General features: G+C 40.5%; 16 protein-coding genes. 11 read left to right on the top strand and 5 right to left on the bottom strand.

The features are described 5' to 3' along the window. The first annotated feature begins 151 nt into the window (after positions 1 to 151). The gene (locus WN948_RS03700) at positions 152 to 262 is read left to right on the top strand and encodes a HepT-like ribonuclease domain-containing protein (protein WP_342305653.1); all 111 of its coding nucleotides are present in this window, start codon (positions 152 to 154) and stop codon (positions 260 to 262) included. Here WN948_RS03700 and radC read toward each other — a convergent pair. Further along, positions 255 to 944, bottom strand: a complete 690-nt coding sequence (gene radC / locus WN948_RS03695) for a DNA repair protein RadC (RefSeq protein WP_342305651.1) — start codon at positions 942 to 944, stop codon at positions 255 to 257. The two genes, WN948_RS03700 and radC, sit on opposite strands and share 8 nt — an antisense overlap. 146 nt (positions 945 to 1,090) lie before the next feature. Here radC and WN948_RS03690 point away from each other — a divergent pair, with 146 nt between their 5' ends. Next, positions 1,091 to 1,921, top strand: coding sequence for a molybdopterin synthase (locus WN948_RS03690; protein ID WP_342305650.1), 831 nt, complete (start codon positions 1,091 to 1,093; stop codon positions 1,919 to 1,921). A gap of 31 nt (positions 1,922 to 1,952) precedes the next feature. On the opposite strand, the gene WN948_RS03685 is transcribed toward WN948_RS03690, so the two are convergent. Then, positions 1,953 to 2,363, bottom strand: coding sequence for a winged helix-turn-helix transcriptional regulator (locus WN948_RS03685; protein ID WP_342305649.1), 411 nt, complete (start codon positions 2,361 to 2,363; stop codon positions 1,953 to 1,955). 238 nt (positions 2,364 to 2,601) lie between these two features. On the opposite strand from WN948_RS03685, the gene clpB reads away from it, so the two are divergent. Beyond that, positions 2,602 to 5,217, top strand: a complete 2,616-nt coding sequence (gene clpB, locus WN948_RS03680) for an ATP-dependent chaperone ClpB (RefSeq protein WP_342305648.1) — start codon at positions 2,602 to 2,604, stop codon at positions 5,215 to 5,217. Positions 5,218 to 5,290: 73 nt separating this feature from the next. On the opposite strand, the gene WN948_RS03675 is transcribed toward clpB, so the two are convergent. Both WN948_RS03675 and WN948_RS03670 read right to left on the bottom strand, forming a co-directional pair. Then, entirely contained in the window at positions 5,291 to 6,940 is a 1,650-nt protein-coding gene (locus tag WN948_RS03675; protein WP_342305646.1) for a hypothetical protein, read from the bottom strand. Positions 6,941 to 7,165: 225 nt separating this feature from the next. Beyond that, positions 7,166 to 8,017 (bottom strand): helix-turn-helix domain-containing protein, encoded by an 852-nt coding sequence (locus tag WN948_RS03670; RefSeq protein WP_342305645.1) that lies wholly within the window; start codon positions 8,015 to 8,017, stop codon positions 7,166 to 7,168. Between the two features lie 197 nt (positions 8,018 to 8,214). Between WN948_RS03670 and WN948_RS03665 the strand changes: the two genes are divergently transcribed. The 7 genes from WN948_RS03665 to WN948_RS03635 all read left to right on the top strand — a co-directional run bounded on the left by WN948_RS03665 (position 8,215) and on the right by WN948_RS03635 (position 16,801). After that, entirely contained in the window at positions 8,215 to 8,412 is a 198-nt protein-coding gene (locus WN948_RS03665) for a hypothetical protein (RefSeq protein ID WP_342305644.1), read from the top strand. 610 nt (positions 8,413 to 9,022) lie between these two features. Beyond that, complete coding sequence (locus tag WN948_RS03660) at positions 9,023 to 11,341, top strand: RND family transporter (RefSeq protein ID WP_342306530.1); 2,319 nt, start codon at positions 9,023 to 9,025, stop codon at positions 11,339 to 11,341. Further along, positions 11,338 to 12,447 (top strand): hypothetical protein, encoded by a 1,110-nt coding sequence (locus WN948_RS03655; protein ID WP_342305642.1) that lies wholly within the window; start codon positions 11,338 to 11,340, stop codon positions 12,445 to 12,447. The genes WN948_RS03660 and WN948_RS03655 overlap by 4 nt, the downstream gene beginning before the upstream one ends. Further along, positions 12,422 to 13,558 carry a hypothetical protein gene (locus WN948_RS03650; RefSeq protein WP_342305641.1) on the top strand — a complete coding sequence of 379 codons (1,137 nt, stop codon included), beginning with the start codon at positions 12,422 to 12,424 and terminating at the stop codon, positions 13,556 to 13,558. Before WN948_RS03655 ends, WN948_RS03650 begins: the two co-directional genes overlap by 26 nt. A gap of 54 nt (positions 13,559 to 13,612) precedes the next feature. After that, entirely contained in the window at positions 13,613 to 14,413 is an 801-nt protein-coding gene (locus WN948_RS03645; RefSeq protein ID WP_342305639.1) for a helix-turn-helix domain-containing protein, read from the top strand. 11 nt (positions 14,414 to 14,424) lie between these two features. Next, a complete protein-coding gene (locus WN948_RS03640; RefSeq protein ID WP_342305638.1) occupies positions 14,425 to 15,738 on the top strand; it encodes a PGF-pre-PGF domain-containing protein in 1,314 nt (437 codons plus the stop codon). A gap of 19 nt (positions 15,739 to 15,757) precedes the next feature. After that, positions 15,758 to 16,801, top strand: coding sequence for an AI-2E family transporter (locus tag WN948_RS03635; RefSeq protein ID WP_342305637.1), 1,044 nt, complete (start codon positions 15,758 to 15,760; stop codon positions 16,799 to 16,801). Between the two features lie 169 nt (positions 16,802 to 16,970). On the opposite strand, the gene WN948_RS03630 is transcribed toward WN948_RS03635, so the two are convergent. Beyond that, positions 16,971 to 18,881 (bottom strand): Coenzyme F420 hydrogenase/dehydrogenase, beta subunit C-terminal domain, encoded by a 1,911-nt coding sequence (locus tag WN948_RS03630; protein ID WP_342305636.1) that lies wholly within the window; start codon positions 18,879 to 18,881, stop codon positions 16,971 to 16,973. Between the two features lie 675 nt (positions 18,882 to 19,556). On the opposite strand from WN948_RS03630, the gene WN948_RS03625 reads away from it, so the two are divergent. Then, positions 19,557 to 20,252 carry a DUF169 domain-containing protein gene (locus WN948_RS03625; RefSeq protein ID WP_342305635.1) on the top strand — a complete coding sequence of 232 codons (696 nt, stop codon included), beginning with the start codon at positions 19,557 to 19,559 and terminating at the stop codon, positions 20,250 to 20,252. Positions 20,253 to 20,324 lie beyond the last annotated feature (72 nt).

Genomic DNA, 20,324 nt, shown 5'->3' with positions numbered 1-20,324 from the left:
GCATTGATATCTTCAGAATATTGACGAGTTCTTTGGGTAATATCGCTCATGCAGGATTATTATGTTGAAAAGCTTCATTTATGGATTGATGAAGGATGACAGAAAAGAACCCTTGTGTTCCCTGGAAGGAAATTGAAGGAATGAGTGTAAGTTGATCCATGTCTATTTTGGTGTTGATCTGGAAGAGGTCTGGAACACTATTACAAAGGATATTCCTGATTTGAAGATGGCTGTGCAGAATATTTTGAATAATGCTATCTAACAAACCCCTCATCCTTCAAGCTAACATATCTCCCATCTCCAATAACAACATGGTCCAGCACATCAATTCCAAGCAGTTTGCCGCCTTCTACTAATTTCTCGGTAACTGCTATGTCCTCTCTGCTTGGTGTAGGGTCACCAGATGGGTGATTATGTGAGAGTATCACTGAGGCACAGGACTCCATGAGTGCTGCCTTGAATACTTCTCTGGGGTGGACTATGTTCGCGTTCAGGCTGCCGATAGAAACAACTTCTTCGCGTATCACATGGTTTTTCGTATCGAGGAGTAGTGCTACAAGTCTCTCGCGTTTGTGTTCACGCATTCGGGGGTAGAGTAGTGAATAAACATCTGCAGGTGATTTTATCTTCCTTTTAGGATCATCGGTAAATCCTTCAAGCTTGCGGGCAAGTTCAAATACAGCAGCTATCTGTGCTGCTTTTGCATTCCCGATGCCGTGGATCTGTGTGAGCCGGGAAATATTTGCGTGGCTCAGTTGTTTGATATTGTACTCTGAAAAAATACGGCTGCAAAGGTTGATGATGTTCTCCTTCTGCGTGCCTGTTCTAAGTATGATGGCAAGAAGTTCTGCATTGGAAAGTGCGTCAGGGCCGTATTTGAGCAACCTTTCACGTGGCCTTTCCTCTTCCGGCATATCGTGGATACTTATCTTGTAATCACTCATTGCAATTGGTACAAATCATCAGAATATAAATTATTCGTAATTGTTCTATTATAAATTTCGTTGAATCTAAAAAATGATTTCTATGATTTGTACTGCCTTCTATTCGCGTTGTGTACTTATATGATGAATTCTCATAAACTTATTTCATGAAAGTCATTTGTGTTGCAGGCTACAAGAATTCCGGCAAAACCACATTGGTAACTCGTCTTGTTAATGCTCTTTCCAAAAAAGGAACTGTCGGAACTGTGAAACAGATGTTGCATCACCGTTTCAATCCAGAGAATACTGACACCGGCAAACACTTCGATGCAGGGGCGGATTTAGTTGCAGCCATTACAGATACCGAGCTTGTAACCATAAAACGAAATCCAACACTTGAGGGTGCCCTGGATGCACTTGCTGATAACGGTGCTGACTTCGCCGTTGTTGAAGGTGCAAAGAACAGTGAGCTTCCCAAAATATTCCTTGGTGACGTCGAAGGTTCTGATGACGTATCCAATATTCTTGTTCAGTTGCCTGTAAGGTCGGATTGGGCTATCGATGCACTTGTGCAAGTCATTCTTGACCAGGCAGAATGGTTAACTCTTGATTCTCTTATCAATAAGGTCCGGTCAAATGCTGATATACGTTTATCAGGTGGGATTGCAACATTTACGGGAATTGTAAGGCGTGTAAATGATGATTTGGAAACGACTGCCATTGATTTTGAAAAGTACGAAGGTGTTGCTGACAGAGCTATAGAAAAGATATGCTATGATCTGAAGGAAAAGGATGCCATCATAGACGTGCTCATCCATCACAAGACTGGTCTTATCAAATCCGGCGAGGACATCGTCTACATTGTCGTTGCTGCTGCCCACAGAAAAGAATTGTTTGAAACACTTGTAGAGGCACTCGAACGCATTAAGGAAGATGTGCCAATCTGGAAAAAGGAATTCACTATTGAAGGTGATTTCTGGGTTCACGATAAGATCTAATGCTAAAGTAATTCTGCATTATGTGGGGGCTTTACCTGTTCCGAAGTCCCATTTGCTCATCGATTTCTTCTGCCATCTCTTCCAGTTCCTGGAACATGCGCTCTGAGTCTTTTCTCATTTCCTGAACGGCAGCTTTGAGGCTTCCTCCTCGAATATAGAGCGCTCTTTTTTGCCTGTAGACCAGGCCTGCATTGATAAGATTTCTTATATGGTGGTTAACCCTTGAAAGATTAACATCCAGATTCTCTGCGATGGCATCTGATGACACTCTGTCTTCCCTTTCAGAAATCTGTTGCAGCAGGTCATGGACTATCTGTGTTGCAATGTTCTCAGTATCTCTTCCGGATGATAGTCCAAAACTGTTACAGAACCAATGGATGTCTTCTTCAAGTTTTTTCTCCCTGGGTTTCTCCAGATTAATCAGCACGATTTGTTGAGGCATAGGATTTATTTATTGCACTGGATGTATATAATATTTCCTGCAATGTATAGATATGATTTCGACAAAATTGATAAAAAAGCTACATTTCAGACAACATTTATATATGTGTTCTGCACTATTATTACTAAATTAAATAGAATTATTTCGGTTATTTGCAACGTGTCAACAGTATTTTAAACAAACATTCTAAATTAAAATAACGGGGTAATGGGGATATCGATCCCGGGGAGATTATAACATGGATCTTAACAGTTTCACACAGAAAGCCCAGGAAGCTATTCAGGGCTCAAGTACGATTGCTGCAAGGTACAGGAATCAGCAGATAGATTGTGAGCATATGTTCCTTACATTACTGGAGCAGAGTGGTGGACTTGTAACTACATTATTGCATAATATGGAAGTTCCGGTGGACCGCCTGAAACAGAAGGTTGAAGCTCAGCTCGCAAACCTTCCGCAGGTCTCAGGGCCGGGCGGTGAACAGGTCTACATGACACAGACAATGAGGCGTGTCCTGGATGCTGCCGTGCAGGAAGCCGGAAAGATGAAAGATGAGTATGTGAGCGTTGAGCATCTCCTTCTTGCAATGATTGGGGAAAAGGACAGCCAATGTGGCAAGATCCTTGCAAGTGAAGGTGTTACACGTGACAGAATTCTTGATGGAATCAAACAAATAAGGGGGGATAGAAAAATTACTTCAGAAAATCCGGAAGATACAATGGAGCCACTTAAGAAATACGGGATAGATTTCACAGAGCTTGCTGCTCAGGGAAAGCTTGACCCTGTTATTGGAAGGGATCAGGAAATAAGGCATTCCATAGAGATCCTTTCCAGGCGCAGAAAGAACAACCCTGTACTTATTGGTGAGGCTGGTGTTGGTAAGACTGCAATAGTCGAGGGACTTGCTCAGCGTATTGCCAAAAGGGATGTGCCCGATGCAATGAAGGAAAAGCGTATCATTGCTCTTGATATGGGCTCTCTTATTGCAGGTGCGAAGTTCCGTGGTGAATTTGAGGAAAGGCTAAAGGCAGTTCTCAAGGAAGTCGCTGACTCAGAAGGCCAGATAATTCTTTTCATAGATGAGATACACACCATTGTTGGTGCCGGTGCTACAGAAGGTGCCATGGATGCAGGAAACCTCTTGAAGCCAATGCTTGCACGTGGTGAATTGCACTGTATCGGTGCAACAACCATCGATGAGTACCGCAAGTACATCGAAAAGGATGCAGCGCTTGAGCGCAGGTTCCTCCCTGTGTTTGTAGAAGAGCCTACAGTAGAAGATACGATTTCCATACTGCGTGGTTTGAAGGAGAAGTATGAGGTTCACCATGGTGTTCGTCTGAAGGACTCAGCGCTTGTTGCTGCTTCTGTGATGAGCAGCCGTTATATTGCAGACAGGTTCCTTCCGGACAAGGCCATCGATCTTGTGGATGAGGCTGCTGCAAAGAAGAGAACCGCCATTGACAGCAAGCCAGCAGAACTTGATGAGGCTGACCGTAAGATTATGCAGCTTGAAATTGAGCGTGAGGCACTTAGAAAGGAGAAGGATGCAGCTTCAAAGGATCGTCTGGGCGCCCTTGAAAAAGAACTTGCCGACATCAGGGCAGAATCCGATGCCATGAGGGCCAGATGGAATCATGAGAAGGAAGCTATCTCAAAGCTTAGTGCCCTGAAGCAACAGATAGAGGAAACCAAGATTCAGTATGAACTTGCTGAAAATGAGAATAACCTTGAACTTGCATCCCGACTGAAGTACGGAACTCTTGCTCCACTGGAAAATGAATATAAAGAAGAAGAAAAGCAACTCCAGGAAATGCAGGGTGAGATGCTTCTTAATGAGGAGGTTGGTGAAGAGGATATTGCCGAGGTCGTCAGTCAGTGGACCCGCATACCTGTAACAAGGCTCATGGAGGGTCAGCGTGAAAAGCTCGTTCATTTCGAAGACAACCTCCACAACCGCATCATCGGTCAGAGTGAAGCCGTAAAGGCAGTAGCCGATGCAGTCATACGCAATTACGCAGGCATCAAGGACCCGGGACGTCCTATTGGAAGTTTCATATTCCTCGGTCCCACAGGTGTTGGTAAGACCGAACTTGTAAAAGCACTTGCAGTTGAGTTGTTCGATAATGAGAACAACATGGTACGTATTGATATGTCTGAATATATGGAAAAGCACACAGTTGCACGAATGATAGGCGCACCACCTGGTTATATTGGTCATGACGAGGGCGGTCAGCTCACAGAAGCAGTTCGTAGAAGGCCATACTCAGTTGTGCTCTTCGATGAAATAGAAAAGGCACATCCGGATGTGTTCAATGTCATGCTTCAGATACTTGATGACGGCAGACTCACAGATTCAAAAGGAAGAACCGTGAACTTCAAGAACACACTGATAATTATGACCTCAAACATCTTTGCAGGTGACCTCACTGAAGTGCTGAGGACCAGTGAAGACGAAAAGGACGTAGATTATGCAACTCTTCAGATGCGTGCAATGACTGAACTTGGAAAGTATTTCAGACCGGAGTTCCTTAATCGTGTTGATGAGATTGCTCTTTTCCATGCATTGAAGCCGGAAGAATTGGTAAAGATCGTTGACATCAAGGTTGCAGACCTCGTTGAAAGGCTAAGGGATAAGCGTATCAGTCTTGAAATAACAGATGCTGCAAAGGCCTATCTTTCAAAGGCAGGATACAGCGAAACATTCGGTGCCAGGCCACTTAAGAGGGTTATTCAGAACGAAGTTGAGACCCGGATGGCCAAGCTGATAGTTGCCGGTGAGATTCCTGAAGGTTCCACTGTGCATGTTGACAGCAATGGGGCAGAACTGTTTTTTGATGTCAGTTCAGCAGAATAAAAAAACCAAAATTTAAAAATATGGGGACAGGTTGCTTTATGAGCAACCGGTCTTCTCTACTTTGTTTACATTATTAAAATCCAAGTGCCATTCTTATCAGGACTATAAGACCAACTAATAAGTTAAGGACTACAAGTCCTCCAATGACCATACCACCCATTTTCAGATATTTTGTATCAAAGTCCAGTATTAAAAGGGCATTTTTCACAGAATCCATTGTATCATTGGCTTTTTCAACGGTTCCTTTTGCTTCTACAAGGGTTGTGTTGAAGTTGTCAAGTAAAAGGTCGATACGTGGCTGTTCCTCAGTTCTTACATTTTCCAGGACTCCATGCAGTTCATCCAGTGTCTTTGGAATTAATCCCGGTTCCTCAACCCATCGGTTTGACAGAAGCTCGTATTTCTTTTCCATTTTCAGGGACTGCCTGAAATAGAATGCCTTCTGAGCTTTCATCAGATCATAGTTTCTCTGGTAGCCATCAAATTTGGTACTGAGAGCTGCTGAGATCTTTGCACCATGTGGTTGCATTGCAGACATTGCATGCCCGGGTGACTTGCTAACTGCAGTTGCCATCCTTGCCATGTTTATTGCGGAAACGTTCGTGGCATCTGCTTTAATGTCTGTTGGACTAGCTGCACTATCTTCACTTGTTGCAGCAGTTGATCTGGTGGCAGGCTGGGAGCTTGCGAGGTTTCGTACAGTCCTGCCAGTTATACTTGAATCTGCAGTTCTGACTGGATCCCTTATGTTGACGTTATCTGCTAATCTTTCCTCTGCAGCGACATTACCTAGTCCTGCATTCACATTGATATCTTTTTCATCAATAATATCTGCAATATTTATGTCGATATCATGTGTGATGGCTGCATCCATTACCTCATCAAGAACATTGCTGGCGTATATGTTCTCTTTTGGAACTTTAATGGCTCCTGCAGCTATCTCAAACTTGTTTTGAGGATGGGTCTTTATTATATCGCCTAATTGTGCTGTAACTGTGTCCTTTCGTGAGATTAGCCCTTTATAGTAGAGTTTGTCCGTCTGGATCATTTCCAGTTGATATTTTATTGAAGGGCTGAGCTCTGTAATTGAAACAGGTACTTTTTTCTTTGTGATAAAAAGTTTCTTTACTTCCTGAAGTACCTCTTCACTCACGTCGAGATTATCGTCAAGTGATGCGAGTATATCCTCCACCATTGGCTGTTCAATGGTGTTGAACCGCTCAAGAACTTCCTTTGCATTATAAATGCCAGTGGTGAGTACGCCAGGTTCCTGATAATATATATCATGTATTTCCTTATTCACAGATGCAAGCTTTGCCAGTAGCATGAAAGTTTCCATGATATCGTCAAAGCTGGAAACAAGGTCCCATAGATTAAAATCGAAAACACCTTTTTCGTTTATGCCTTTTTCTTTGAGTTTGTTCTCAAGCTTTGTCTTTTCCTGTTTAAGGGAATTGAGCCTTGCTTTTTCTTCATCCCACAGATCAGCTTCACTTCTTGGGGTCAGTCTTTTTATGGTCAGAAGTTCTTCTGCTTCCTCCAATGTTGATTCGAGCTGTTCTCCCACAGCCTGCATGGTCGAACCAATCACTGCCAGTGCTATTCCTACTTCTTCAGCAGCATTTCCTGCTGATTCTGCTGCATTTCCTGCCTGATAGATGGCTTTTCCAACTGTATATAAGCCACCTGTGGCAACACCAAGTACAATGTCATTCCATGCCATATTTTTACTTCCTGTCTCAGTTCTATAATAAATTCAAAAATGAAGCTTCCCGTTTATCTGTAATACCATGGGGAATTGCACATCTGCGAATATCCTGTGCCTCATTGCTGCTCATTTAATGGACTTAACTAATTTTATGGATGGCTTGTAATATATACTTTCTCTATATATTAAATAAGATTTGTTAAGATTATACTTATTGCATTATATCTTGGTGACAGTTTTTCAAAGATTCAAATCAATTTTCTGTCCTTTGGCCCACAATTCCTCAAATTTAGCTTTCAATTTGCCTGCATATTCCTTATCGTACACTTTCAGTTCTCCAAACATCTTTTTTGGCTGAGCGGGATCAGGAATGGGTATGTGGGTGATATACTCGTCAATGAGGATGAAATCGTAGTCGCAGTCAAGAACCCTTACTTCCATGTTCTTTTTTATCATGGCTCTAAGCATTGTGTCCTGTATGTGGTCAAGTTTTTCTTTAAGGCCTGTCATAAAAAACTCTTGAGGTATGATCGTTTTGATCTTCACATCCTTTTCTACTGCCTTTATGAATTCATCAATAATCATGGGGACCAGCGAATTATGGTCAATGCATTTTTTCTGCATCATCATCTTTGCAATCCTTCCAGGTTTCACATGCAATATTTCTTTTTCAGTTTCATCGAGCATATTTTTTAGGTTCTTGATGATGTCCTCTTCACCTATCAGGGTAGACCAGAACTGTATTTCTGTGTGGTCCGGCTGTGCAATATCTGAGAATCTGGTTTCCAGCTCTGCAACCTTTAATTTGAAATTTTCCAGTTCGTTTTTTGTTTCTTCTTCCTTTTTGGTGAAGAGGTTGTTGAGGGCTATTGTTGGTTTAACTGCCCTGTATTTCCTTGGTCTTGACCTCTGGAATTCTACAAGTCCCATATTATTAAGATTGGAAAGAACTTCGTATATTTTCCCGACAGGTATGTTCGATTTGCGTGATAGCTCCTGAGCGCCCGTAATTCCTTCTTTTAGTAGATTTGAATAAGCAGATGCTTCATATTTTGTAAGTCCCAGGTCTCTTAGTTCTCTTTCATTGTCCATGTTTTCACTTTTTGATTGTTTTTTTGCGGGTGAAATGCTTATTAATCTGTAAGCTAAAACAACTATAAAGATGTTTTCTTGTGATGAATTGATTTATGGGTATTTTAAAGGGACATCTTTTTATCCATTCACATTATCGTCTAACTTGACTATACATAGTCGCCAATCTGCAAATAATGTCTTATGAGTGTTTTACAATGGAATCAAATTCGCAAAATTCAAAAAGACCAACATCTTCCGTTGAACTATTAAGATCTCATATTGATGAGATGTCCATCCGGGATCTTGATGATGATTGGATTAAGGAAAATACAGTTGACCTTGGGTCACTGATGGAGGATAAGGATCATGGCATTGGTTTTAAGTATGGTATCGGAATGGGTAAAAGGAGTTAGTCATACTTCTTCATGTAGTTTTTAATGTAACTCCGTATGTGTTTTTTTAAGAGTGAAACCCTTATATCGAGGTTTTGTATATACAGCATTCGTTAGGTTTGATTGCATAATCGATTATTTTATTTTGTTACCCGACACTTTTATTTCTACTTCTGAAGTGAGCTGGTTGGCTTATCTTGAATTATAATTGTCAGGTTAGACAATAATAAATTAAATCTGTCGATATATAGAAAGACTTATTAACTAAAAGTGATGTACTTCATATTGTGTGCCATCAACAACACGCTTGTCGTGTAGTTTAGTACCACCCTATCCAACCCCCAAACGAGGCATCCTTTTGAGGATGTCTCAAACCTATTTACTCTGCATTTGAACGCAGGTTGATTGATGGTGCATTCATTTTATTTATTTCAGATTTTTTACCTGCTAATTTCTTTTAACTATTAATCAGTTTATTACGGGGTAAAACCTTTATATATGGCATGAATCTATTATGGCTATTATTAAAACAACTATGGTAGAGTTTTTTTATTATCATAATTAATCGTAAGGAGTGTTTATCATTAAAAACATCTTTGAAAAACTGGGTATCTTCATTGAAAGCAATACTATACCTATCCTGCTGATCACGTTTCTTTTTGTGATTATTTCATTTCAGGGTGCCCAGTATATAGGGATGGCATCAGGAACTGATACTTTTGTAGACAAGAACTCACAGTTATACCAGGATTTTGATCATCTTTATCAGAATCTCTTTGGTACCGAATCCATTGTAATAATGGTAGAAGGCACTGATGTAACAGGTCCTGAGCTTCTCAAAGCAATGGACAGGGCATATGAGTCCGCAGTCAATATTCCAGGAGTAATTCAAGTCAATTCTCCATCATCTATAATCAAAGATGTTAATTATGAGATGACGGGGAAAAGCAAAATCCCGGATGATGCTGAAGTGATCGATGAAATTATCAGTTCATCGGTTCCTACCTATTTTGTTCCAGATGAAACTCATGCTACCATGTCTGTAGTCGTTGAAGCAACCACATCAGACGATAAGAAAGCGGAGATACTCAAGGAAACACGGACATCTATAGAAATGGCTGATTTCCCGGGAGATTATAATGTTATTGTGACTGGTGATCCTGCTTTCATGACTGAAATGAATGAAGCAATGAATACCAGTATGGGTACGTTGCTCATGCTATCCGTTCTTCTCATGATAGTTGTGCTATATCTTGTCTTCAAACATGTAAGGTGGAGACTTCTTCCGCTTCCAATAGTCATACTTGGTATCATTTTCACTTTTGGAGCTATGGGCTATCTTGATATCCCCATGACAATGGTTTCAATGTCCGCTTTTCCGGTACTTATCGGGCTTGGTATTGATTATGCTATTCAGTTCCATAATCGGATTGAAGAAGAACTTGAGCATGGTAGCAGTGATGAAGAAGCAGTAATAAACACCGTTAAACATACCGGTCCTGCAGTTTTGATCGCATTGATAATAACTGCCCTTGGTTTCTTTTCATTGTTTACATCAACTGTTCCAATGATACAGGATTTCGGAAAACTTTTGATGATCGGTATCGCGATGTGTTTCTTATCCTCATTGTTTGTGGGAGTTACAGTACTATATGGCTTCCATAAACTTTCAGAGAAAAATATACTCTCAAAACTCGGACTGAAAAAGTCATCTGCTGAGAATAAAGTATCTTCAATGGAAGCATCTGAACATGAGCCTGACTTCCTGGAAAAGGCACTTAAGGGCATATCTGGCTTTTCAATGAAGCATTCGGTACTGGTTATAGCGATTGCAGGTTCCCTTTGTCTTGGCGGACTTGCCGTAGATACCATGGTTCCCATTCAGACCGATACACAAACCTTTGTACCCCAGGATCTTCCTGCATTGATTGATCTGACGCACATGAGCGATATTCTGGGTGGGGTGGACCAGTTAAACCTGATCATAAAAACAGATGACAATACCGATCCGGAGTTGCTTGAATGGATGGATGAGTTCTCGCAGCATGAAGTGGAAGGAAGGAGCAATATTTATGGTTCAAGTAGTATTGTTGACTTGATCAAGTCCCAGAACGGTGGAGAAATTCCTGATAGCTCGGCTGAAGTTGCCATGTTGTATGAGCAGATGCCTGATATCCAGAAAGAAAGTTATCTTCATGGAAATTCTATACTTCTGTTTAATCTGGAGATTGGCAATGCAATGGATGAGCTTGGACTCGTGGGTATCGGAGAACTTACTGATGTAGTAGAAGATGATATCCTTTGGATGGCTCCTCCTCCCGGAACAGAAGTAACCATAACCGGAAATTCGGTTGTCTTTGTCGAGGTTATAGGTGCTCTTACGTCCGGCAGAACAATGATGACATTACTGGGAATCGTATTGGTGTTTGGAGGTCTGCTTGTAATATACCGTGATCTCTTGAAGGCCTTAACTCCGGTGATTACCATGATAATGGTAGTTGGCTGGTCTGGTGGTCTAATGTATTATACTGGTCTGGAATATACTCCTATGACCGCGACCCTTGGTGCACTCATTCTTGGAGTAGGTTCAGAATATGCTATCCTTATGATGGAACGTTATTTTGAGGAAAAGAAAAAGGGTGCAAGCCCTGAGCAGGCAATGGAGGAAGCGAGTGTTAAGATCGGGAAAGCCATTGTCACATCCGGTGCAACCACTGTATTTGGTTTTTCAGCGCTGATCGCATCACCATTTAGTATTACCAGTAATTTTGGCCTGATAACAGTTATAGACGTATTCCTGGCGCTGTTGGCTACGTTTGTGATCTTCCCTCCTGTAATTGTCACACTTGACAAGTTCAGGGAAAAAAGAAGAGCACATGCAGCAGGTTACGAATTCAAACAAATTGATACACATGAATCAAACACCATTCCGGAGGGTATAACCACATGAATGGCAGATACAAAAAAGTTGACAAATTAAAATTGTATATTATCCCCTTAGTGCTATGTATCCTTCTTGCAGCTACCTTTGTGCTGATGCCTTCGGTATCCGCGAAGGAATACATAGCTCCAACCTATGAATATACGAATAATTACTACAAGGTTTACGGGGAGCCTGAGATATATGCCTCCGTTATCGGAGACACTGAATTCGAACGTGGTGAGACTGCTCAGATAAGAGTCATGCTATCCAACAAGGGTGTATTGTATGGTTTCAAATCCGCCACAGTTGTCGAAACTTCAGGAAATGCTCACCAGTTATCTCTTACGGAGTTACAGTACGAGATACAGAGGACAACAGCATACGGAATAAAAGCAAGTCTTCTTTCTTCCACTGATCTGATTGAGATAGATGCTGCTACAGATAGCCAGACAATGGAGGAATTGCGTCCCGGTAAATTATCAAAAGATCCTTTCATCTTCACGGTAACGATATCAGATAATGCTCCTGCGGGAATGTATTTGCTGGAAATGCCACTGAATTACGAATATGTGCAAGATGTAAGAATGACAGGCGGTGAATCTGTCATACTTGGAATGCCGGATTTGGATCATGCAAATTATTATGAAACAGTTGAGCAAACGATTCAGATTCCTGTTGTTATAATGCCTGAAGCAAAATTTGAAGTTAGCAGTGTTTCAGGAAATATTACAGCAGGCAATACTGACACTCTCAATATTACTTATACCAACATCGGTGAACTTCCTGCAGAAGATGCAGTTGCAAGATTGATTGTAATGGACCCACTGAGTACTGACCGTTCAACACAGTCACTTGGTACAGTGCAGCCGGGTGAAAGCAGCACCGTATCATTTGATATCACTTCTGATTTCCAGGCTGTTGAGAAGAATTATGGTATTGACAGTGAGATCAAGTATACTGATGAAGATGGTGAAGATGCGTTTTCAGATAATATGAAAATAAATGTAGATCTGAAGCAACCTGAAAGAAAGCTCAATATAACGGGTCTTGCACTTGTGGGACTTGTGGTTATGGGAATAGTACTGATTATCAAAAACAGAAGAAAAAATGGATCAAATAATTCTAATGACTGATCTGAGGGATCTTATGAAAGTTATCAACATTAAAAGAATCGTTACAGCATCATTACTAATGATGGTGCTCATGTCACTGCCTGTGCAGGCTGAAATGACAACAGTGAATCTGGAACTTCCGGAGTACTTCAATTTCGATGACAATTACTACACTGTCTTTGGAGGTCCGGATGTGTCCGCAACTCTGATAGGTGATAATGAGTTCTCACGTGGTGATGAAGTTACTCTTAATATCAACCTGATGAACAAAGGCGTTATAACGGGTTTTGAGTCAGATGATGAAGCTGATGATTCCTCTGATCTTGAACAGAAGATCCAGCAGACTGAGATGGGTTATGAATCCCAGAGGACAACAGCTATTGGTATTGTTGCAATCCTTGTATCAGAAGGCCCTGATGTCAGGGTAAAGTCAGGTCCGCAGGAAGCAGGTACTTTAGTATCCGGTGAACAAACCGAGGATCCTGTCATGTTTAACATCGAGGTTTCAAAGAATGCTCCGGCTGGAGAATATCCTCTCAGTCTGCAATTGTATTATGGATATCAGGAAAATGTCCAGATAGATGGTGACAATGAGACTGATCTCGGTATCACTAACATGGAAGTTGGACTTTGGTATGCTGTTGGCCAGCAGATGCAGAACATCTCGGTCATTGTAGAGGATGAAGCTGATTTTGAAGTCGTTAACGTGACTGGTGAGCTCGAAGCTGGCTCAGAGGGACTTCTGCGTGTTGTTTACAAGAATACAGGTGAAGAAGCTGTGAAAGATGCCACTGTCAGGATAAGTGCTGCTGATCCGTTCAGCACAACCGATGACCAGTCATTCCTTGGTTCAATTGCACCAGGTGAGACTGCAGAGGCTGTATTCAAACTGAAGGTGGACGAAACAGCAGTATCAAAGAACTATGCCATCAATAGTGAGATCAAATACGAGGATACCGATGGACACAGCCAGATATCAGACACTGTTAAGATCCAGACTGAAACTCTTCCTGCAGGTTCTTCAGGATCAGGTATGGGTAAGTATATCGGAATTGTAGTGGTCCTGTTGATTCTTGGAGCTGTCTTTGTAGGTGTTAAAAAATACATGGGTAAGAAAGAAGGAGACAAGTGATCTCCTTTTCTTTATTTTTTTTCCTTTACAATTAATGAGGGTGATATCATCACAATGCTTTTAACATCTCTCCAGAATCTCGGTTTTACATCATATGAGGCAAAGGTCTTTGTGGCTCTTGTGAAAAACGAAAGTGCAACAGTATCAGCTTTGCATCTGGATTCCGGTGTTCCCAATTCTGCTATATATGGTGCCCTCAAAAAGCTGGAAAAAAGAGGTATCATTGAATTCCAGAATACAAAACCAATGCGTTACAGATGTATTCCTCCTAAGGATGCCATTGCGAAACTGAAACGCGATTATAAGGATGAATGTGATGGTGTTCTCGATGAATTGAACAATATGTATGGTAAATCTTCTTGCGATAATGCGGAAGAACTTATCTGGACTATCAATGGTATCAGGAATGTTACAGATAAGGTTATACAGATGCTCGAAAGTGCAGAAAAAGATGTCCTGATACTGAGTTCTTCAACACCTTTCCTGAGCCTTGTAGAAAAGTATGTGTCCCTCAAAAAAGATTACACTACGATCATTGGTATTTTTAACAAAAAGACTGCTGATGAGGGTGTTAGTATCCGGATTATTAGTTCATGTGATGACGAGGCAAGAAAGATCCATCACCTAGTTCCTTTTGCATCTATCAGGGTAGATTCTATGAAAAATAATCCATTGGAGCTCAAAAGTTTTGTTGTCGTTGTAGATAATTCTGAAATGCTTGTGGATACCATAAAGGAAGATGATGGTGAAGCTGATCTGACTGCTGTATGGACTAACGGGGAAGAATTCTCTTCCACAATTTCAAATCTTCTGAATGCTAAATGGGAAACATCTAAAGAATACAGTCCTTTGTGAGGTGGACATTTTTGAAGACTACTTTTACGTCAGTTTCCTTTCGTTTTTTTCTGTTAATTGTTGCTCTTGGATTGATAATTCTTCCTGCTTCTGCAGCAGGCAGTGTTGTATTTTCTCCCTCTGCTACTAATTTCTCCTTTCACACAGGTGAAACTGTTAACTTTTCAGTTGATGCTGCCCTGTCATCAGATGTAACCTGGTTGCTTGATGGAGTCATTGTACAGCAGGATTTTTTATGTAACTCCTCTATATATTCAGCTTTAGAGGATGAAGCTGCCTCTTATAATCTGACAGTCATTGTTGATGACGGTACTGATATTTTAAATAATACATGGTGTCTGGAAGTCATTCCTGATTTTGACGTGGTCTTTTCACCGGATTCTGAAGGTCTAAGTTCCAGGCTTGACCGTGCACCTGAATTTTCAGTTAATATAAGCGAAACTTCAGATATTATATGGTATCTGGATGATGAACTGCTCAGCACCTATAATGATGCAAATAGTTCAAGCTGTATTCCATCTGTTTCCGAAACAGGAAATTATAGTCTTAAGGTCCATGTTTCCAATGATAATGGCAGTATATGGAAGCAATGGTACTGGGTAGCTACGTCAACACCTTCTCAAATAATATCAGGAGGTAGTGGTGGTGGAAGCTCTTCAGGTTCTGTTTCTTCAGGTGAAGATTACAGTAATATCAAAGTAAAAGATGTCAGCATGCAGGTAGTTAACAAGGGTGTGACCACAAAGTTTTCATTCCCTGATGGGCAGAATCCTATAGATTCTCTTGAATTTAATTCGGCTGTCAATGCAGGTTATGTTAAGACTACAATTGAAGTTCTGAATAACAGGTCATCATCTGTTTCAGAAAATCCTGATGACGTCGTTTATTATTATGCTAATATCATTACTGGGAAGACAGGGCTGGAAAATAAAATGGATGATACTCGCATTATTTTCCATGTTGGTAAGAAATGGATAGATGAGAACAACATCGATGTTGATTCTGTGCGTCTGAACCTGTACAGTAGCTCTAACTGGAAATCGTTCCCTGCCAAAGTTGTGAATGACAGTAGCGGTAATATCTCTTTTATGTCAACAACAAGTGGGTTCGGTAGTTTCGCTATAACTGGCAAAACAACTGAGACTTTTGAAGACGATATAGTTGTTGTGGATATGGGGGGAAACAGCATGGAATATTCATCTGATAAAGGTTCTATAGATTCAGTAAATGGGACAAATTTCGAGTCTGAAAAAGAAGACGTCTTAAAATCTGTTCTGCGCTCCATGACAGAATTATTTATAAAAAGAAATCCTGTAGATAGTTAGATTATTTGCAGGTAAAAGTATGGCATTAACTACGAATTCCAAAGTATGGAGCATAATGCTCATCGTGTTTGCATTTTTGACTACATTTTTTATTATACTTTTCCATTTTGAGAATTTGTTCATTGTTCTTATCGTTGGTTGTATCCTTGTTCTTGTAACTGACAGAACTCTTATTGAATTCAATAAACATTTTGGGCATAAATCCCTGTGGGTCAGAAGGATATATGCGATCACGGTTGTTATTTTTGTTTTCCTTTTATTTTATCTACTTCTACTGGGTCAGTTGTATGATATGGGTAATTTGATAAGCAGTTCTCAAAAGCAATATGAAACAGGTACCTCCGACATAATTTCAAATTATGGATACTTACTCTCTTCTCCAGATGGGAGGCCGATCCTTTCTGCCGACGATCTGACGTCCATTGGTGATTATATATTCAATTTTCTTTCATCCATATTTTCGAAATTATCTTATTTCATTTTCACCGGTTTGCTTGTTATACCTTTGATGTTCCGTATCTATTTCTCGAAAAAGGATGTGATGATCAGGGAGTTGATTGAGATTTTTCCGGTGAAATATCAGGAAAGTGTAGATCTGTCAATTTCAGATATTGGAAAAAGACTTCGTGATTTTTTCTCTGCCAAGATACTTGAAAGTGTTATTGTAGGATTTATTTGTTGCATTGGTTTCTATCTTGCAGGCATCAATGGCTGGTTTTTCTTGGGTGCCCTTGCAGGTTTGCTTAATATCGTGCCATATATAGGTCCGATAATTGGGGCTATTCCGGCAGTGATAGTTGGCTTTATTGTCAGTCCTACCATTGCATTGTTTGCAGTCATTACTGTTATCATTGCCCAGCTTGTGGATAATCTCTACCTGATACCTTTCATGATATCAGGAAAAGTAGCTGTAAATCCTTTGCTTAGTATCCTGTTGATCCTTATCTTCGCCGATATGCTGGGCGCTCTGGGGATGATACTTGCTATTCCTATATATATTGTTTATAAGGTAGTATTAACTGAGTTTTACAATGAACTTTTGAATATATATCCTGATGACTGAATTAATCAGACTTTAATCAGAATACTGTCGTCACTGTTATCTTATATTTTATTAAATCAGTCAGAAAAAGTAATAGTGAATCTGAACCCGACTTTGGGGTTTATAGAACAGCAGATTCATTATTTTATTAATTTATTCGGTTTTAAGAGTGTAAAAAAGGAAAGTAAGCTTACATCGTGCTTACAAATTCTCCTTTTCCTACTTTTTCCATAATATTGCCAAGGCGTTCTTTGCCTGGTTGTGTTCTGTGTTTGAGGAAATGTAAGCGGACACTCTCAACGATCTCAGGAATTTCATCGGGGGTGCAGAATGATTTCAGGAGAATTCCCTCTGTGGGTCTTCTCGCACTATTACCGCCGATCCAGACGGAGAATCCACGTTGACCTTCAATGGCACCTTCGTGCGGACAACCCCGGACACACCATCCGCAATTGATACAGAGATCGCGGTCTATTACAGATTTACCCTTTTCAATGGAGATAGCATTGACCTTACAAAGTTCTTCACATCTGCCACAACCGGTGCATTTGTCCAGGTCTATTGTAGGGTAGAGTTGACCTATGATGCCAATATCATTGTTATGTGCACGAACACAGTTATTGGGGCAACCTGCCACACCTATCTTCATTTTATGTGGCATGTTCTTCTGGGCGAACAACATTGTAAGCTCATTAGCCAGGTCTTTAGTATTTACAAGACCTTCCGGACAATATGTATTACCCGGGCATGCTGTTGCATAACCCATTCCGATGGTGTTCAGGCCGCTTGAGTATATTTCACTCATAAGTTCGTCTACGTCCTCACCTTTTACACCCTGTATCTCAATACTTTTTCGCGAGGTAAGTTCAAGAGTGCCATCTCCATATTTCTCGGCAAGTCTTGTAACTTTGGCCATATAGTCATGATTCACTATACCTGAATTTGTTTTTATCTTGACAAAATTCGTTCCATTAACTTCAGGTCGCACACCTGGATAATCCCGTACCCAATAGTGGTTTACCGGAATCTCAGCGTCAAGACGTTTTTTGAGTTCCTTCTTGAAGCGTTCCATCTTGATACTGGCAAACTCTTCGATCTGATCAGTATCAATATCTGCTGAAGTTTCAATATATCCTGCTTTTTCTGCTTTCTCAAGAAGTTCAAGTCCCTTCATATTTCTTGCAATGAGGGTTGTCCATCCCATTGAGCTGCCAGCATAGCCTGCTGAGATATCTGCTACTTTTGAAACAGCATCACGGCATACACGGCATCCTTCCCATACGCAATCATGCAGATCCTTGATGTTGAACTTAAATTCATCTTCATCTGTGTTCACTATGAGTTCATCCAGGCGTATGGCATACTTTTTGACCTTGCTTAAATCTACACCTGCATCCATGAGGTAAGAGGATAATTTTTCAAAATTGAAATTCTCCATACAGAAAAGACCTATAACGTAAGGTACATTTGGCAGTGATGTCTTTTCACCGTTCATTCCAACTTCTATCGGGTGAACATTAAGTCCTTTGAAGAATTGTGTTCTTCTTGCTCCATAGGTTTGACAGGGTAAACCTACCATTGCAACATTGTCGAGTTCATCCCCTATGTGACGAAGAGCACTCATAACAGGTATGGTTGAGTACTTGGCACCTTGGGATTCTAACAGTTCATCTTTGTTAGTTACAATTCGGACATTGGGTTTGGATAATCCCGCAATGATGGAAGCACCATCTATGAGTCCATTATCAAAGCAGTATGCAAGGAGGGCTGTAACAGCTCCGCCATCCTGTCCATTCTCTAGTATCTGTGGGTCTGTTGCACGTGCAGCAACTATTCTTTCATATTGGCCAATGAGTGTCGGTGGCCTTGCTTTGAAATTAAATACATTCATAGAGATACGCGCTGCATCTGTCATCACTCTCTGGCAGACATCTTTGCATGCACCTTCTCCATTTCTGTAGCATTCATCTTTTATTTTGGCACCATTCTCATCAAAATCGATGATATCATATGGGCAAACTGCAGCACATGCACCACAAAATGTGCACATGCCTTTATCCACGACTGCATCTTTTAGAAACCATTTGTAATTATCTGACATAAAATCACTCTTCGTATTTTCTCATTTTTCGCTTGATGTGGGTTTAACATCTTAGTAGTGGTATCAGTGATGATTTGATTTTCAGTATCAATGACCAATAAAATAACTGGAAATTGATATTCCGATAAGTTTTCCCTTATATCCTAGACTTATGCTTCAAATTCCTCGTGGCACCAGCGATACCTCGCTTTCAAAGTTTTGAACAAGGCAACAGATTTCTTCAAATACTCCTGCAGAGCATTATGACAATACCTTATTGGTACATCATTTCAAAAGAAAGATGTATGCAGCCTATTTGTTTGTCAGTATTCACGACAACTGGGATATTTTCTTTGTATTGCTATCTAATTCTGGCAATATTTTGGATTTTTGAGTAAGGATCTCAACATATCTGTTTATCGTGTTTTTCTGCTATATTATACACAAGTGGGAGGAAATATATAAGCAAAACCCAAACCATTTAAATACTAAATTGATAGTTGCTATGTTGCTCATATGATTATCTTTCCTAATTCGGTATTATTCAAATTTTCTGTATTTGGGTGGTAAACTTCATATATCAGTTGTGCATACTATGTGCACATCCGTAGTAGTGCATGCTTTGTGCACATCCAGAAACATGTATACTGCGTACACACTTACATCATAATCTTTTATTTAATAGGGGAGATCACAATGGACAACGAAAAAATTCAAATTCTAGGCAAAGAACTCATAGATATTCTTCAAATAACAACATCTCCGGTTGCTGTCCATCTGGTACAGGCTGACGAAGAGATTCCTGCGGAAATTCCCCAGATAGATGAAAAAACAAGGCACTGTCAGATGGTAGACAACTCAAGAAGGTTGGGTACCCAGTTCTATTCTTTGCTTGATAATCAGATGTGTAAAGGTGGAGCTGCTGTCATGGGGTTGACGGAAATGAGTCCTAAACTCAAGAACGGTGAAGTTTATTTTAATCTGAACCACTTTGCTTCTCTTGATTCTGCAAAGTCAACCATGGAGAGAGTTCCAATGGTACCAGCTAATTCTGTCAAAGCCATTCTTTATTCGCCGCTTGAAAAAGCTACATTCGCACCAGATGTGGTTCTCATAATCGCTAAGCCCGGACAGGTCATGGAGCTATCACAGGCTTTGCTTCACAAAACAGGAGGCCGTGTCAATGCAGGCTTTGCAGGTAAACAAAGTGTCTGTGCAGACGGTGTTGCCTATCCATATCTAACCGGTGAAGCTGGTGTCACTATCGGTTGCAGTGGAAGCAGAAAATACACAGAGATACAGGATGAGGAAATGATTATGGGTATTCCTGTGGCTATGTTGCCTGATCTGGTAGAGTCTGCAAAATCGATGTTCGGCAGTTACGCCTGTTAATATTTATAATGTAATTCAGTACTGTCATATGTACTGAATTACTTGGTTTTAATTCATTAAAAATTAAAAAAT

Source organism: Methanolobus sp. ZRKC5, assembly GCF_038446525.1.
GTDB lineage: Archaea > Halobacteriota > Methanosarcinia > Methanosarcinales > Methanosarcinaceae > Methanolobus.
The sequence above is the reverse complement of the archived record's forward strand: the minus strand, read 5'-3'. Positions and strand labels throughout refer to the sequence as shown.